This window comes from Streptomyces sp. NPDC053432 (assembly GCF_055585365.1).
Genome location: NZ_JBVJKF010000019.1, coordinates 95,808 through 110,132, shown reverse-complemented (window position 1 = coordinate 110,132; position 14,325 = coordinate 95,808). Strand labels below are relative to the sequence as shown.

The window sequence follows — 14,325 nt, the reverse complement described above, 5'->3', positions numbered from 1 at the left end:
GGGGGAAGGTAGGTGCCGCCTCCTTGGGCCAACAAGACGTCGAGCCGTGAGCAATACGAGCAAAACCCCAGCTCAGGGCAGGGGTGCGAGTTCGACGGGGAAGCCGTTGAGCACCGCCGTGCCGGACAGCGGGTCGAGCAGGGTGCCGTCGAGGAGCTGGTTGACGTTGGCGCCGGGCACGGCGGCCGCCACCGAGAGCCGGGTGCCGGTCCGGTCGTGTCCCCAGCCGTGCGGCAGGCTCACCACTCCGGTGCGGACGGCGTCGGAGATCTCGACGGGGACCTCCAGGCTGCCGCCGGCGGCGGTGATCCTGGCCCGGCCGCCGTCGGTGAGTCCCAGCCGCCCCGCGTCCTCGGGGTGCACCTGGAGGGTGCAGCGGTTGGAACCTCCGGTGAGGGCCGGGACGTTGTGCATCCAGCTGTTGTTGGACCGCAGGTGGCGGCGGCCCACGAGCACCAGCGCGGCGGGGCGGTCGGCGAGCGCCGCGCGCAGCCTGGGGAGCTCGGCCGCGATCGGCTCCGGGAGCAGCTCGATCCCGCCGCTGCGGGTCCTCAGCACGCCCGGGAGCCGGGGGCGCAGGGGACCCAGGTCGATGCCGTGCGGGTGTGCGAGCAGCCGCTCCAGGCTGAGCCGTTGCCCCTCGTCGGCGGCGCCGAACAGGTCTCCGTACGGGCCGAGTCGGAGCATCAGGTCCAGGCGGCGTTCGGGGCCGCTAGCGCCCGTGAGCAGGCCGGCGAGGCGGGCCGGGTCCTGCCCGTACAGCGGGGAGTGCGGATCGGCGGTCTCCCTGCCGAGGGTGCTCCGCACGGCGAGGTCGTCGACGGCGTCCGGGCCGGCGGTGCCGTGCATGCCGGAGACGGCGAGGACGAGACGTGCGTGGATCTCGCACTCGTCGAGACGTCCGGCTTCGAGGGGGACGGCGGCGCGGGTGTAGCGCACCTGGTTGCGGATGGCGAAGCCGTTGAAGGCGAAGTCGTGGTGCGGGCTCTGCGAGGGCGGCGGCGGGGGCAGTACGACGTGGGCGTGGCGTGAGGTCTCGTTCAGGTACGGGTCGACCGAGACCATGAAGTCGAGGCCGGCCAGCGCCCGGTCGAGCCGGTCGCCGTCGGGTGCGGACAGGACCGGGTTCGCGGCGATGGAGATCAGGGCGCGGATCCGCCCCTCCCCCGGGGTCTCGATCTCCTCGGCCAGGGCGGCGATGGGCAGTTCGCTCTTGACCTCGGGGTGGCCGCTGACCCTGCTGCGCCAGCGGCCGAGCGCGAAGCCCTTGCCGGGCCCGGCGGGGCGCGGCCGCGGTCCGGTGGCGGGCAGCGGGAAGAGGGCGCCGCCGGGCCGGTCGAGGTTGCCGGTGAGGATGTTCAGTACGTCGACCAGCCAGCTGGCGAGGGTGCCGTGCTCGACGGTGCAGCTGCCGATCCGGCCGTAGACGGCGGCGGTGGGCGCGGCCGCCAGTTCGCGGGCGAGGGTGCGGATCTCGTCGGCCGGGAGGTCGCAGGCGGGTGCCACGGCCTCAGGAGTGAAACTCTCGAGCGCGGCCGCGAGTTCCCCGAGTCCCCGGATCCCTTCGTCCGGTCCCTCCAGCCCCTCCGGTCCCTCCGGTCCGCCGGGGGTGGTGAGCTTCTCCGCGAGCAGGGTGTGCGCGAGGGCCGCGAGCAGCAGGGCGTCGCTGCCGGGGCGCGGGGCGAGGTGGCGGTCGGCGAGGGCGGCGGTGCGGGTGCGGCGCGGGTCGACGACGACGAGGGTGCCGCCGCGGGCGCGCAGGGCCTTGAGCCGGCCGGGGAAGTCGGGGGCGGTGCACAGGGAGCCGTTGGATTCGACCGGGTTGGCACCCAGGAGCAGCAGGAAGTCGGTCCTGTCGAGGTCGGGGACCGGGATCGCGAAGGGGTCGCCGAAGAGCAGGCCGCTGGAGACGTGCTTGGGCATCTGGTCGAGCGTGCTGGCGGTGAAGAGGTTGCGGGTGCCGAGGGCCTTGAGGAGCAGCGGCGGGTAGAGGGCTCCGGCCATGGTGTGCACGTTCGGGTTGCCGAGCACCACGCCCACCGATTGCGCCCCGTGCTCCCGGACGAGGGCGGGGACTGCGGCGGCGATGGTGTCGAACGCCTCTTCCCAGGTGGCCTCCTGGAGCCGGCCGTCGCGGCGGACGAGGGGCCGGCGCAGCCGGTCGGGGTCGGCGTCTAGCTGGGCGAAGGCGGCGCCCTTGGGACAGATGAAGCCGTGACTGAAGACGTCTTCGCGGTCACCGCGGGCGCCGGTGACGGCGGTGCCCTCGATGGTGAGGGTGAGGCCGCAGGTGGCTTCGCAGAGGGGACAGATGCGCAGGGCGGTGCGGGGCATGGGCCCTCCAGGGCGGCAGGCTGCGGCACGGGCAGGCGGGGCGCACCGAGCATACCGACCGGTACGCACGGTGGGGAGGGTCTGGCCGCATCGGGCTCGCACCGGAGCCGGGCGGGCACACGGGGTCGGGCCGGGAGCCGGTCCCCGCCGGCAGGGGTCCGGCCGACGGCGGCTCAGCGCCGTGGTGGTGGATTAGTGCCGTGGTGGTGGATTAGTGCCGTGGTGGTGGGTCAGTCCAGTACGCGGGCCAGGTAGGCGTGCATCATCGCGCGGGTCTCGGCGACGATGGCGGGGTCGCCCGCCGGATCGGTGCGGAAGGCAAGCTGGACCAGCGCGTCCGTGGCCTCGACGGCGACCAGGACCGCTCGCTCGAGGGCGGTGTCCGGGGCCAGGCTCAGGTGTGCGCAGAGCAGTTCGGTCAGACGGGCGGCGACGAGGTTGTTGGGGTCGGCGTCCGGCCCCTCGACCGGCGGCGCGGGCACGCCGAAGTCGACGAGCGCGAAACCGGGGACGGTGCGCTTCATGGCGAGGTACTCGTCCAGCACGGCGTCGACGACGGGCCGCCAGTCGGTGGCGGGGATGTCGGCGAGGCGGTCCGCGATGCCGTCGGCGTAGGTGTCGAGGTTGCGGTGGGCGAGGGCGGTGGCCATGGCCCGCTTGTTGCCGAAGAAGCGGTAGACCGAGCCGATCGGCACACCGGCGCGCAGGGCGACGGCCCGGGTGCTGAGGTTCTCGTACCCGGTCTCGTCGAGGAGTTCGGCACAGGCGTCCAGGATCCGGGCGAGCCGGTCGGCGCTGCGCTGCTGGACGGGCGTTCGGCGCATGGGATGGGCGGGAGGCACGGGGTCCATCATGCCGCTCCTCGCTTCCGGGTTCGGCAGGGGCCCGGACTCGTTCGTCCCGGGTCAGTTCAGCAGGAGGCTCAGCCCTCCGAGGGTGTACGTGATCATCAGCGCGAGCAGCGGGAGCTGCCCGGCCACCGCTTTCGCGGGCGGGAAGAGACGTACGGAGCGGTCGTGGGCCGCTACGACTCCGAGCACGTGACCGGTGACGACGGCGAGGACCTGGAGGGCGGCGAGACCGCCCGGACCCAGTGGCGACAAGGGTTCCGGGGCGTTGTCAGTGCCCAGTGCCATGATTACTGTGCGTAGTCCTTCGACTACGAGGAGGGAGAAGTAATGGGCGACGAGATAGCCGAGCGCGATCGGCACCAGTGAGTGCGCGAAGGCGGTCAGCGGGCCGGGGTGCGGGCCGCTGACGAGGCGGGTGGCCGCCGCGCAGAGGCAGTACAGGGTGGCGACGAGGGCGATGGAAGCGAGCAGTCCGAGGGTGGCCGTGGGGGTGCGGCCGAGGGGGGAGGTCTGAAGGGTGTCGATCCAGGAGGGGTGGTCGGAGAAGCCGTCGTAGGCGGTGGAACCGAGGAGGACGCAGACGGTGGCGACGAGTCCGGGCCGCTCGGGTGTCGCGTCGAGTCCGTGGAAGGGGTTGCGCAGGACGAGACGGCCGTCGGCGCGGCGGCCGAGGGGGGAGAGACGGGCGAAGAGGGTGGAGTACGCCTCGAAGGCGTCTCCGTCGTCGAACCAGCGCTCGCCGAAGCGGGCGGCGAGCAGCAGCTGGACGGTGGCGTACAGGGCGAGTGCGATCAGGAGGGTGGTGGTGGATGCGGGATCGGGAGCGACGAGCTCGAGCCAGGTGAAGGCGAACAGCCCTGCGGCCGCGGGCCATTGGCCGAGCCGGGCCGGGAGGGAGCGGCCGGGGGTGCGGCGGTGCGGGGCCCGGGAGAGCAGGAGGTGCAGGGTGCGGAGCGGGTTGAGCCGGCGCCAGACGGGGCCGAGGAGGAGGGAGGCGGGGACGAGTCCGACCCAGAGGAGTACGTAGACGGCGCCGGGAGCGGGGTTGCGGGCGGGGTCGTCGGGACCGAGGAGGAGGTGGAGAAGGACGGTCAGTGCGGCGGCGAGGCCGAGGGCGCGCAGGGCGGTGCGGGTGGCCGGTGCGTCGGCGGCCCTCTGGAAGGCGGCGGGAAGGGCGAGCCCCGAGCGGTCTCCGCGGAAGCGGGAGGCCGACCAGAGCAGGCCCAGCGCGAGGAAGGAGACGAACAGCGCGGCGAAGGCGCCGGCGAACGCGTAGAAGGGAGAGATCGGCAGGTCGTGCTGGGATCCGATCCCGTGCGCGAGTGTGGTGAGCGGATCGGCCGGGTGTTGGACCACGCCCTGGCCGACGCCGCCAACGCCGCTCGCGCGGGGGACCGGCCCCGGCGCCGGCCCGACGGGGCTCACCATCGGCCGGCCGGGGTCGGTGTCGCGCCGTCGGCGCGGCCGGGCGTCCCGGGCTCGGGCCCGAGTCCGGGGAGCCACGGCGGCGCCTGCGGGTGCACGTACGGCCTCGGGTGCGCGTACGGCCGCGGGTGCGCGTACGGCCGCGGGTGGGCGTGCGGCCTCGGGTGCGGGGTCATCGGACGAGGAGCTGGGTCAGGACGAGGCCGGACTCGTGGGTCTCGACCTCGAAGAGGCCCGTACGGTCGACCGTCAGGATCAGGGTGGCCTCCTGGCCTGCGGGCAGGGTGAGTTCCTTGTCGTAGCCGTGTACGTGCAGGGTGTCCGCCCGGTCGCTGGTGACGCGCAGGGCGACGCGCTCGCCCTTCCGCAGCTCGGTGCGGGCCGGGGCGGGGCTGACCTTGCCGTCCCGGACGGTGACGGTGACCGTGCGGTCCGCCTCCGGCGCGGCCGGGGAAGCCGGCGGGGCGGACGGCGGGGACACCGACGGGGGGTGGCTGTGGCTGCCGCCGGGTGCCGGGGTGGCGGCGGTGAGCTGGATCGTGCCCTCGATCGGCTTGCCCGCCACCGCCCAGGCGGTGTGGTCGTCGGCGTAGAGCCGGACGGTCAGGGTGTGCGTGCCCTCGGGGACCTGCGCGGCGGACAGGTGGAACCAGGGGCCGTACAGCCGGGCGAGCTTGTTCCCGTCGAGCAAGAGGTGGGCGTGGCCGGCGCCCGGGAGGGCTGCGCCGCCGGTGCTGTCCGGGGTGAAGCGGTAGTTCTTCACCGTCAGTTGGAGGTTCCAGCCGTCCTCGGAGTCCGGGCGGGCGGCGAGCTGGACCTCCGGCGCGCCCTCGGCAGGGACCTCCCGGAGGCGGTGGCCCGCGCCGTCGTCCGTGGTGAGCAGGGTGCCCGCACTGCCGGAGGCCTGCTCGTGGCTAGTGCCGGGCTTGTGGTGGGTGGTGGCCCGCCCGCCGCAGCCCGTCGCCGCGCCGCCCGCGAGGAGCAGGACGAGGGCGAGCAGCGCCGCGCCCCGGGCGGCTCTGGCGCGCCCGCGCGGCGGCCGCGGCGTGCAGGGCCGGGCGGCACAGGCGTCGCACCGGATCCGCTCGCCGGAAAGGTCGGCGGGACGGCCTGCGGGACGGTCGGCGGGACGGCCTGCGGGACGGTCGCCGGACCGGTCGTCGCTCACAGCGCCCTTCCCCTTCCGTGGAGGACCCGCCCGGCCGGGTGGTACCCACCGGCCGGGCGGGCAGTGAACCGGGCGCCCGTCGGCGCCGGGATGTGGCGGGTCATGCGGTGGGCTCCGGGGCCGACGGGGGTTCGGGGGCGGTCGCGCTCAGGGACGGGGAGGGGCCCGCCGGGACCGGGGAGCGGTCGCCGGCCGGTTCGCCGCCGGGGCCGGCCGGGCGGGCGGGGGTGGCGGGGCGGGCCGAGGCGACGGCGGCCCACAGGACCCAGACCAGGGCGACCAGGGCCCGGATCCAGGCGGGGCTCAGGGGGGTCCAGGGGATCATCAGGACCGCCTTGTCGAAGGCGTCCAGCAGGGTCAGCCCGGCCAGCAGCAGGGTCAGGCGGGCCAGCCACGGGCGGGTGGGCCGCAGCGCGATGCCGACGCCCGTCCACCACAGGCCGAGCAGGAGGAGGGCCAGCGCGGGGACGAAGGTCGCGGTGAGCGGCATGGTGGAGCCGGCCACGTCCAGGGCCAGGCCCGCGAGGCCGAGGAGGGAGGCCACGGTGGCGAGGCCTGAGGGGCGCAGGCGGCGCCGCCACAGGACCCCGCCGACCAGGAGCAGCACCGCCGCCACGGCCAGCGCGATCTGGGTCTCGACCCGCTCCGGGCCGCGCGCGCCGTACCAGTCGCAGCCGGCCGGGAGCTTGCGCGCCTGGACGCTGTAGTCCGCGCAGACGAGGAGCTGGACCAGCTTGACCGGTTCGCCGACCAGGCGGGCAGAGGCGCCCGAGACCTCGCCGCGCGCTCCGCCGCACTGGGGGACCGTGCCCGGGGTGGAGCCGTCGGGGCCGTTCTGCCAGCAGTTCCGGCGGCCCTGGCCGTCCCACCACACGTCCATGCCGTTGGGGCGGGCGGCTCCGGACCTGTCCTTGCCGAGGACGTTGCCCGCGTACCGGTTGTGGTGGGAGGTGTCGGTCTGCTTGGACCACGCCTCCTCGCCCCGGATGAAGGCGGGGACGGCGCTGAGGAAGAAGCCCGCGCGTTCGTGCCCGTATACCCAGTTGTTCTCGTAGAGGTTCCAGTTGCCGCCGGCGGTGATGATGCCGGTGCCCGGGGGCATGGAGATCTGGGGGCAGACCACGCCCCGCTCGTAGCCGCGCTCGATCGGCGGCTTGGCGCAGGTGCCGTCGGCGACGTGGCCGTAGTAGTCCTGGTTGTTGTCGTGGATCAGGTTGCGCTCGAACTTGGCGTGGTTCTGCGGGAGTCCGGGGTGGCCGGGGAAGGCGCTGTCCATGGAGGCGCCGCCCATGTTCTGGTCGAACTCGTTGTCGTGCACCCATACGGAGTCGCCCGCGGTGCCGGAGTAGCCGACCATGTTGTGGTGGCTGCGGCAGCCGGTGATCTCGATGGAGTACCGGGGGACGTCGTAGCCGCGGCCGTCGTTGATGTTGGAGGCGCTGCCGGGGTAGATGCCGGAGTCGCCGTTCCCGTAGGACTCGCAGTTCTTGTAGAGCCCGTGGTCGCTGGCGAAGGTGAGGAACCCGTACTCGTCGTTCCAGCGGGTCAGCACGTCGTCGATGACGAAGCCGTCGCCCGCCAGGACGTACAGTGAGTTGAAGGTGGTGCGCTGCGCGGTGAAGTTGCGGAAGTAGATGCCGTTGGACTTGTCGGCGCGGATGGCGTTCAGCTTCTGGTACTTGGCGTCGATGACGACGTCCGTGCGCGCGGCGCCGGTGCCCTCGATCTGCAGGTTCGTCTTGCCGAGGATCGCGACGAGGTTCTGGTTGTGGCGGCAGGCCACCTGCTGTTCGTAGCTCAGGATCTGGTAGCCGAGGGCGGAGTTGGGAGCCTTGAGCGAGGCGCACTCCCCCGTCGGCTTGCCCAGGGAGGGCTCCTCCTCGTACAGGCCGGGAAGGATCGCGATGTTCATCCCGGGCCGGTCGACGGCGTCGACGGCTTCCTGGAGGTGGCGGTAGCCGCTCTTCCCGCACCGGTCGAACAGGGCGAGGTTGCGGTCCCGCAGTGCCTGCGGGAAGGCGGATGTCCGGCGTTCGAAGTCGGCCCGGTCGGTCTTGCAGACCAGCAGGTCCGGCTCCGCCGTGCGGTATTCGGGTACGGATCCGCTGCCGTCGGGCAGGGTGACGGGGCGCTCCTCGTGCGCTTCGGCGGCGGGCGCGGCGACGAGGAGGGCCAGGAGGGCGAGGAGGGCGGCGAGGAGCGCCGCCGGCACGGCAGGAGACCTGCGGGTCCACGACATGCGCGTGAGAGTAGAGCATTGTTCATCTTTTGGGATCCCCCTCGGCGCGGCCAATCCGATCGACCCCCGCGCCCCGCCCGCCGTTGACGCGCGGGGCGCGGAATCCTACTGTCGGGCATAGGATTCCTTCGACGGAGCGGGAGCAGCAGATGAGCGAGCAGGCCAGGAAGACGGCCGAGGCACTGGAGTACCTCACCGGCTTCGGGAACGAGCACAGCTCGGAGGCCGTGCCCGGCGCGCTTCCGCTCGGCCGGAACTCGCCCCAGCGGGCCGCTCTCGGCCTGTACGCCGAGCAGCTCAGCGGCAGCGCCTTCACCGAGCCCCGCACCCACAACCGCCGTTCCTGGCTCTACCGGATCCGCCCCTCGGCCGCGCACCCGCCCTTCACCCGCGTCGACAACGGCGCCGTGCGCACCGCGCCCTTCACCGAGACCGTCCCGGACCCCAACCGGCTGCGCTGGAACCCGCTGCCCGACCCGGCCCCCGGCACCGACTTCCTGGCCGGCCTGTGGACCCTGGGCGGCAACGGCGACGCGGCCCAGCGCACCGGAATGGCCGTCCACCTCTACAGCGCCAACGCCGACATGACCGACCGGGTCTTCAGCGACTCCGACGGCGAGCTGCTGATCGTCCCCGAGCGCGGCGGCCTGCTGCTGCGCACCGAGCTCGGCCTGCTCTCCGCCGGCCCCGGCGAGGTCGCCCTGATCCCCCGCGGCGTCCGCTTCCGCGTCGAGCTCCTCGACGACGACGCCCGCGGCTACGTCTGCGAGAACTACGGCCAGCCCTTCGAGCTGCCGAACCTGGGCCCGATCGGCGCCAACGGGCTCGCCGCCGCACGCGACTTCCGGGCCCCGGTCGCCGCGTACGAGGACGTCGAACGCCCGACGGAGGTGGTCAACAAGTTCTGCGGCAACCTCTGGTCGGCCACCTACGACCACTCCCCGCTGGACGTGGTCGCCTGGCACGGCACCCACGTGCCGTACGTCTACGACCTGCGCCGTTTCAACGTGATCGGGTCCATCAGCTACGACCACCCGGACCCGTCGATCTTCACGGTGCTGACCGCGCCCACCGACACACCCGGGCTGGCGGGCGTGGACTTCGTGGTCTTCGCCCCGCGCTGGCTGGTCGGCGAGGACACCTTCCGCCCGCCCTACTTCCACCGCAACGTGATGAGCGAGTACATGGGCCTGATCGAGGGCGCCTACGACGCCAAGGCCGAGGGGTTCGTCCCCGGCGGCGGCTCGCTCCACAACATGATGTCCGCGCACGGCCCGGACCGGGAGACCTTCGACCGGGCGAGCGCCGCCGAGCTGAAGCCGCAGAAGATCGACGACGGCCTGGCCTTCATGTTCGAGACCCGCTGGCCGATCACCGCCACCGCCCAGGCAGCCGGCGCGGACCACCTCCAGCGCGGATACGACGACGTCTGGCAGGGGCTCCAGCGCCACTTCCGCGCCTAATATGCGCAGGACAACACCCCTGTCAGCCGCTACGGAGACCCACCCGTGACCGCCTTCGCCCCCGACTCGCTGGTCCTGAACCGGAAACTTCCCCTCTGGTACCAGGTCTCGCAGTCGCTGCGCGCCTCGATACTGGGCCGCACTCCGGACGCCTCGCTGCGGCTGCCCACCGAGGAGCAGCTCGCCGAGCACTACGGGGTGAGCGTGCTGACCATGCGGCAGGCGCTCAAGGAGCTGGAGGGCGAGGGGCTCATCAGCCGCCACCGGCGGCGCGGCACGTTCATCGAACCGGGGGCCCGGCGGGCCGCCCCGGTGCGGCTGCTGGGCTCGGTCGACACGATCGTGGCCCAGCAGTCGGGCGAGCGCACGACGATCCTCGGGCACGGCCGGACGGCGGTGTCCGGGGAGCTGCTGGACCACTTCCCGGACACCCCGGAGGTGGTCACGTACCGCAGGCTGCGCCAGGACCGGGAGACCGGGGAGCCCAGCAACTGGGCGGAGAACGCCGTCCTTCCGGAGTTCGCCGAGTCCGTGCAGCTCGCCGATCTCGAACGGTGGCCGATGACGAAGGTGCTGCGGGACGTCGTCGGGGTGCGCATCAGCCGGATCACGGACACGGTCGAGGCCCGGCTCGCCGATCCGGAGACGGCCGAGCTGCTCCAGGTCCCGCTGCTCAGCCCGATCCTGCACTACACGGGCGTGACGTACGACGAGGACGGCCGGGTGGTGGACGTGGCGCGGATCCGCTACCGCGGCGACCGGTTCTCCTTCACGGTGACGGTCGACGCGCACTGACACCCAGCATCGGCTGCGACTACCGCTTCTCGTCGTCCTCCGCGGACCGCTCGCCCTCGGCCTGGGAGGGCGTGGTGCGCATCGTCTCCGGGTGGTGCGTCTGCCGCATCTGGGTCTGGTCCATGTCCTCGTCGAGCCGCTCCCCCTCGGCCTGCGACGGAGTCGAGTATTCGTCGTACTGACTCATGACGTCTCCTCGGTCGATCCCGATTACTGACATACCCGTCATACGCGTACACAAGGAGCGTAGCTCTTCGGCCTGGGCGCAGCCCGGCCGCCGGGCCCCGTCGCTACCATCGGCGGCGTGAGCGAAGACGTACCGCTGCTGGACGATCTGATGCCCTGGTCCGTGGGGGGCCTGCGCCTGGGGCGGGACTGGGTGGCCGCGCCCGATCCCGCGTCCCTGCGCGCCCGCTGGGCGGCCCTGACCGGTGCCGAAGGCGCCGACCGGGAGCGGCTGTTCCGCCCGAGCCGGCTGCGCACGCCCGCCTCCGGCGCGGCCGCGCTGCCGGGGCAGCGTTCGGCGGCCACGGCCCGTTTCGCGGACGAGCCCGGTCCGTGCCCGGAGCCCGTACGGGTGCTCCTCGAGCCCTTCGACGAGCAGTGGCTCCTGCCCGACCAGCGGCTCATCGACTCGGCCCGCCCGGAGCTGTGGCGGGTCCTGGACGAGCACCAGCTGTTCGCCGTCGAGACCCCCGGGCTGCTGGTCAGCGCGCACCTCCCGGCCGGCCGGCTCGGGCGGATCAGGCCCCTGCACCGGCGTCCCGGCGGCGCCGAGCCCAATGTCGCCCCGGGCCTGCTCCCCCTGCTCGGCGAGCGGTACGGCGGCTGGGTGACCCCGGAGGACCTGCTGTGCTGGGTCCTCGCCGCGGGCCGCCCGGGGCCGCGGGGGTACGAGGTCCCCCTCTGCACCGATCCCGGGCGCTGGCGGGCCGGGCTGGAGCTGGGACACCGGCTGCTCACCGTCCAGTTGCGCGGCGCGCGCGGCGGCGAGCCGCCCCGGCTGCCCGGCGGCCGCAGGCCGTACGTACGCTCGGCGGTCGGGGCGTGGCCGCAGGGGCTGTCGTACGACGCGGAGACGGAGACCCTGCGCGTCGGCGACGGCACGGTCTCGCCCGTGCCGCCCGGGGCGTGGGAGTACGAGGCGCAGGGCGTGCGGGTGCTGGAGGCGTGGTTCGCGGCCCGGGTGGCGCACCGCGCCCCGGATGCCGAGGGACTGGCGGCGCTGGGTCCGGCGCAGTGGCCGCAGGCCTGGACCTCGGAGCTGCTGGCGCTGGTGACGACGCTGGCGCTGCTGGCGGGACTGGCGCCGGAGCGGGCGGCCTTCGAGCCGGGCCCCCTGCTGCCCGCGGCCGGCCTGCGGGCGGCCGGGGTGCTCCCGCCGCCGCGTTCGGCGCGGCGCCCGGCCTCGGTGCTGGACCACCAGGAGGAGGGCCCGGGCGGGCAGTTCGCGCTGCTCTGAGCGGCACGTGACGGCTACGCGCCGCCCCAGGCCCCGAGCAGCCGGGACACCGACCGGTCGAAGACGGCGGCCATGTCCAGGCCCGGTCCGGGGGCGGGCCGGGCGCTCGTGAGGGCGGCGGCCAGCCGCGGGTACTGCCCGGTGGCCAGCCGTGAGCCGAGCCAGGCGGCCCGGGCGCCCGCTTCGGCGGCCTCGCTCCAGGGCAGGGAGCGGGCCCGCTCGGCCAGCGCCAGTTCGCTCGCCACGTAGGTGGACACCATGCCGTTGACGGCGGCGACGAGTTCCAGCTTCTCGCCGTCCGGCACGTCCAGCGGGGCCAGGCAGTCCAGGCTGTGCTCCAGGTACGCGAGGGCGTTGGGGCTGAAGCCGTGCACGGGGCTGAGGAGGCCCGGCAGCCATGGGTGGCGGTGCATCAGGTCCCGTGTCTGGCGGGCGAGGGCGAGCAGGTCGGCCCGCCAGTCGCCGGTCGGCTCCGTGAACGCGTACTCCCCGCTGACCGCGTCGACCATCAGCTCGTACAGGTCGTCCTTGCGCGGCACGTAGTTGTACAGGGACATCGTCCCGGCACCGATCCCGGCGGCGACGCGCCGCATGGAGACGGCCTCGATCCCCTCCGCGTCGGCGATGCGCACCGCTTCGGCGGCGATCGACTCGCGGCTGTGCGCGGGCCTGGGCCCCCGGCCGGCCCGTTGCGGGCGGGACCAGATCACTTCGGGTTCAGCGGGTCGGCCGCCGGCTGTCATCGCTCGGATCACCTCGTCGTCTCGCCCCCATCTTAGTTACGTACGCCGTACGTAGTGCGGTAGGGTGCCGCTCATGACTACTACGTACGCTGTACTTAGTGAGGGTCTGGAGAAGAACTACGGGGAGGTCCACGCCCTGCGCGGGCTCGACCTCGCCGTGCCCGAGGGCACGGTCTGCGGCCTCCTCGGCCCCAACGGCGCGGGCAAGACCACCGCCGTGCGGATCCTGACCACCCTCACCGCGCCCACCGGCGGCCGCGCGCTCGTCGCCGGTCACGACGTCATCCGGGAGCCGGCCGCCGTCCGGCGCGCCATCGGGGTCACCGGGCAGTACGCCTCCGTCGACGGGGACCTGACCGGCCGCGAGAACCTGCGCCTCTTCGCCCGGCTCGCCGGACTGCGCGGCTCCGCCGGCCGGGCCCGCGCCGACGGGCTGCTGGAGCGCTTCGGGCTCGGCGAGGCCGCCGACCGGGTCGCCGGGACCTGGTCGGGCGGGATGCGCCGCCGCCTCGACCTGGCCGCCGGGCTGATCACCCGCCCCGGCGTGCTGTTCCTCGACGAGCCCACCACCGGCCTGGATCCGTCGGCCCGCGAGGGGATCTGGAGCGCCGTACGGGAACTCGCCGCGGAGGGCACCACGGTGCTGCTCACCACGCAGTACCTGGAGGAGGCCGACCGGCTCGCCGACGACATCACGGTCGTCGACCGCGGCCGGGCCGTCGCGAACGGCACCCCCGCCGAGCTCAAGGCACGGATCGGCGCCCGCGCCGAGGTGACCGTCGCCGGACCGGCGGACCTCTCGGGTGCGGCGGCCGTACTGGACCGGCTCACCGGCGGCCTGCCCGCGCTCGACGCGGAGCGCCTCACCGTCGGGGTGACCGTCCTCGACGCCGGGCTGACGCTGCCGCGGATCATCCGGGCACTCGACACCGCCGGCGTGCCCGTCACCGACGCGAGCCTGCGCCCGCCCACCCTCGACGAGGTGTTCCTGCGCCTCACGCGCGTCCCCGCGCCCACGCCCCCGAAGGAGAACGCGGCATGAGCACCCTGCTGTCCGACGGCGGCGCCGTCCTGACCCGTCAGCTGCAGAAGGCCCGGCACGCCCCGGCGCTGCTGATCCTCACGCAGACCATGCCGGTCACGATGCTGCTGTTCTTCGGCTACGTCTTCGGCAGCGCGCTGGCCATGCCGGGCGCCGAGTACCGCGAGTTCCTGGTCCCCGGACTGCTCGCCGCCACCGCCGCGAACGGCCTGATGACCGGCATGTTCACCGCGGCGCAGGACGCCCACCGCGGGGTGACGGACCGCTTCCGGACCCTGCCGATGAGCCGCGCCGCCGTCCCGCTCGGACAGACGGCGGCGGACCTGCTGACCACCGCCGTCTCGATGGTGCCGCTGATGCTGGTGGGGCTCGCGATGGGCTGGCGGGTCGAGACGGGCCTGCCCGGCGCGCTGGGCGCCCTGGGGGTGCTCCTGCTGTTCCGCTTCGCGGCGGCCTGGGCCGGCACGTGCCTCGGCCTGCTCAGCAGGAGCGAGGAGGCGGCGGGCCAGCTCGGCAGCGCCACCTTCGTTCTGCCCATGCTGTCGAGCGCGTACCTGCCGACGGCCGGGCTGCCCGGCTGGCTGCGCACGGTCGCCGAGTGGAACCCGATCAGCGCGGTCGCCACCGCCGTACGGGACCTGTGCGGGAACGCCGGGGCGGAGCCCGCGCCGGGCGCCGCCTGGCCGGCCGCGCACCCGGTGGCGGGGGCGCTGCTCTGGTCGGCGCTGCTGCTCGCGGTGTTCGCACCGCTCGCGGCCCGGCGGTTCGCCCGGGGCGCGGCGGGCTGACCGCTCCCGGGGGGT

At 74.1% G+C, this 14,325-nt stretch carries 12 protein-coding genes; 5 read left to right on the top strand and 7 right to left on the bottom strand.

What is annotated here, in order from left to right; all coding sequences use genetic code 11:
- Positions 1 to 72: 72 nt before the first annotated feature.
- The 5 genes from ACZ6Y1_RS27660 to ACZ6Y1_RS27640 form a co-directional block, all read right to left on the bottom strand.
- On the bottom strand, positions 73 to 2,334 hold the full coding sequence (locus ACZ6Y1_RS27660; RefSeq protein WP_469635412.1) for a molybdopterin oxidoreductase family protein: 2,262 nt from the start codon (positions 2,332 to 2,334) through the stop codon (positions 73 to 75).
- Between the two features lie 230 nt (positions 2,335 to 2,564).
- Positions 2,565 to 3,185 (bottom strand): TetR/AcrR family transcriptional regulator, encoded by a 621-nt coding sequence (locus tag ACZ6Y1_RS27655; RefSeq protein ID WP_469635615.1) that lies wholly within the window; start codon positions 3,183 to 3,185, stop codon positions 2,565 to 2,567.
- Between the two features lie 54 nt (positions 3,186 to 3,239).
- On the bottom strand, positions 3,240 to 4,541 hold the full coding sequence (locus ACZ6Y1_RS27650) for a hypothetical protein (RefSeq protein ID WP_469635408.1): 1,302 nt from the start codon (positions 4,539 to 4,541) through the stop codon (positions 3,240 to 3,242).
- 241 nt (positions 4,542 to 4,782) lie between these two features.
- The gene (locus ACZ6Y1_RS27645; protein ID WP_469635612.1) at positions 4,783 to 5,610 is read right to left on the bottom strand and encodes a cupredoxin domain-containing protein; all 828 of its coding nucleotides are present in this window, start codon (positions 5,608 to 5,610) and stop codon (positions 4,783 to 4,785) included.
- A 268-nt stretch (positions 5,611 to 5,878) separates the two neighbouring features.
- Positions 5,879 to 8,017 carry a right-handed parallel beta-helix repeat-containing protein gene (locus ACZ6Y1_RS27640; protein ID WP_469635405.1) on the bottom strand — a complete coding sequence of 713 codons (2,139 nt, stop codon included), beginning with the start codon at positions 8,015 to 8,017 and terminating at the stop codon, positions 5,879 to 5,881.
- 149 nt (positions 8,018 to 8,166) lie between these two features.
- On the opposite strand from ACZ6Y1_RS27640, the gene hmgA reads away from it, so the two are divergent.
- Positions 8,167 to 9,480 (top strand): homogentisate 1,2-dioxygenase, encoded by a 1,314-nt coding sequence (hmgA, locus tag ACZ6Y1_RS27635; RefSeq protein ID WP_469635402.1) that lies wholly within the window; start codon positions 8,167 to 8,169, stop codon positions 9,478 to 9,480.
- A 45-nt stretch (positions 9,481 to 9,525) separates the two neighbouring features.
- Entirely contained in the window at positions 9,526 to 10,275 is a 750-nt protein-coding gene (locus ACZ6Y1_RS27630) for a GntR family transcriptional regulator (RefSeq protein WP_469635398.1), read from the top strand.
- A gap of 19 nt (positions 10,276 to 10,294) precedes the next feature.
- Here the strand turns inward: ACZ6Y1_RS27630 and ACZ6Y1_RS27625 are convergent, their stop codons facing one another.
- Entirely contained in the window at positions 10,295 to 10,462 is a 168-nt protein-coding gene (locus ACZ6Y1_RS27625; protein WP_469635394.1) for a hypothetical protein, read from the bottom strand.
- Between the two features lie 150 nt (positions 10,463 to 10,612).
- On the opposite strand from ACZ6Y1_RS27625, the gene ACZ6Y1_RS27620 reads away from it, so the two are divergent.
- Entirely contained in the window at positions 10,613 to 11,737 is a 1,125-nt protein-coding gene (locus ACZ6Y1_RS27620) for a type ISP restriction/modification enzyme (RefSeq protein WP_469635609.1), read from the top strand.
- Between the two features lie 14 nt (positions 11,738 to 11,751).
- Here ACZ6Y1_RS27620 and ACZ6Y1_RS27615 read toward each other — a convergent pair whose 3' ends face one another.
- The gene (locus ACZ6Y1_RS27615; RefSeq protein ID WP_469635389.1) at positions 11,752 to 12,480 is read right to left on the bottom strand and encodes a TetR/AcrR family transcriptional regulator; all 729 of its coding nucleotides are present in this window, start codon (positions 12,478 to 12,480) and stop codon (positions 11,752 to 11,754) included.
- A 73-nt stretch (positions 12,481 to 12,553) separates the two neighbouring features.
- On the opposite strand from ACZ6Y1_RS27615, the gene ACZ6Y1_RS27610 reads away from it, so the two are divergent.
- Positions 12,554 to 13,522, top strand: a complete 969-nt coding sequence (locus ACZ6Y1_RS27610; RefSeq protein WP_469635386.1) for an ATP-binding cassette domain-containing protein — start codon at positions 12,554 to 12,556, stop codon at positions 13,520 to 13,522.
- On the top strand, positions 13,519 to 14,310 hold the full coding sequence (locus tag ACZ6Y1_RS27605) for an ABC transporter permease (RefSeq protein WP_469635383.1): 792 nt from the start codon (positions 13,519 to 13,521) through the stop codon (positions 14,308 to 14,310). Before ACZ6Y1_RS27610 ends, ACZ6Y1_RS27605 begins: the two co-directional genes overlap by 4 nt.
- Positions 14,311 to 14,325: the final 15 nt, after the last annotated feature.

Coding starts and splice junctions, on each gene's coding strand:
- ACZ6Y1_RS27655 (WP_469635615.1), bottom strand. CDS start 3,185: ATGGACCCCGTGCCTCCCGCCCATCCCATGCGCCGAACGCCCGTCCAG.
- ACZ6Y1_RS27625 (WP_469635394.1), bottom strand. CDS start 10,462: ATGAGTCAGTACGACGAATACTCGACTCCGTCGCAGGCCGAGGGGGAG.
- ACZ6Y1_RS27620 (WP_469635609.1), top strand. CDS start 10,613: ATGCCCTGGTCCGTGGGGGGCCTGCGCCTGGGGCGGGACTGGGTGGCC.
- ACZ6Y1_RS27660 (WP_469635412.1), bottom strand. CDS start 2,334: ATGCCCCGCACCGCCCTGCGCATCTGTCCCCTCTGCGAAGCCACCTGC.
- ACZ6Y1_RS27610 (WP_469635386.1), top strand. CDS start 12,554: ATGACTACTACGTACGCTGTACTTAGTGAGGGTCTGGAGAAGAACTAC.
- ACZ6Y1_RS27615 (WP_469635389.1), bottom strand. CDS start 12,480: ATGACAGCCGGCGGCCGACCCGCTGAACCCGAAGTGATCTGGTCCCGC.
- hmgA (WP_469635402.1), top strand. CDS start 8,167: ATGAGCGAGCAGGCCAGGAAGACGGCCGAGGCACTGGAGTACCTCACC.
- ACZ6Y1_RS27640 (WP_469635405.1), bottom strand. CDS start 8,017: ATGTCGTGGACCCGCAGGTCTCCTGCCGTGCCGGCGGCGCTCCTCGCC.
- ACZ6Y1_RS27605 (WP_469635383.1), top strand. CDS start 13,519: ATGAGCACCCTGCTGTCCGACGGCGGCGCCGTCCTGACCCGTCAGCTG.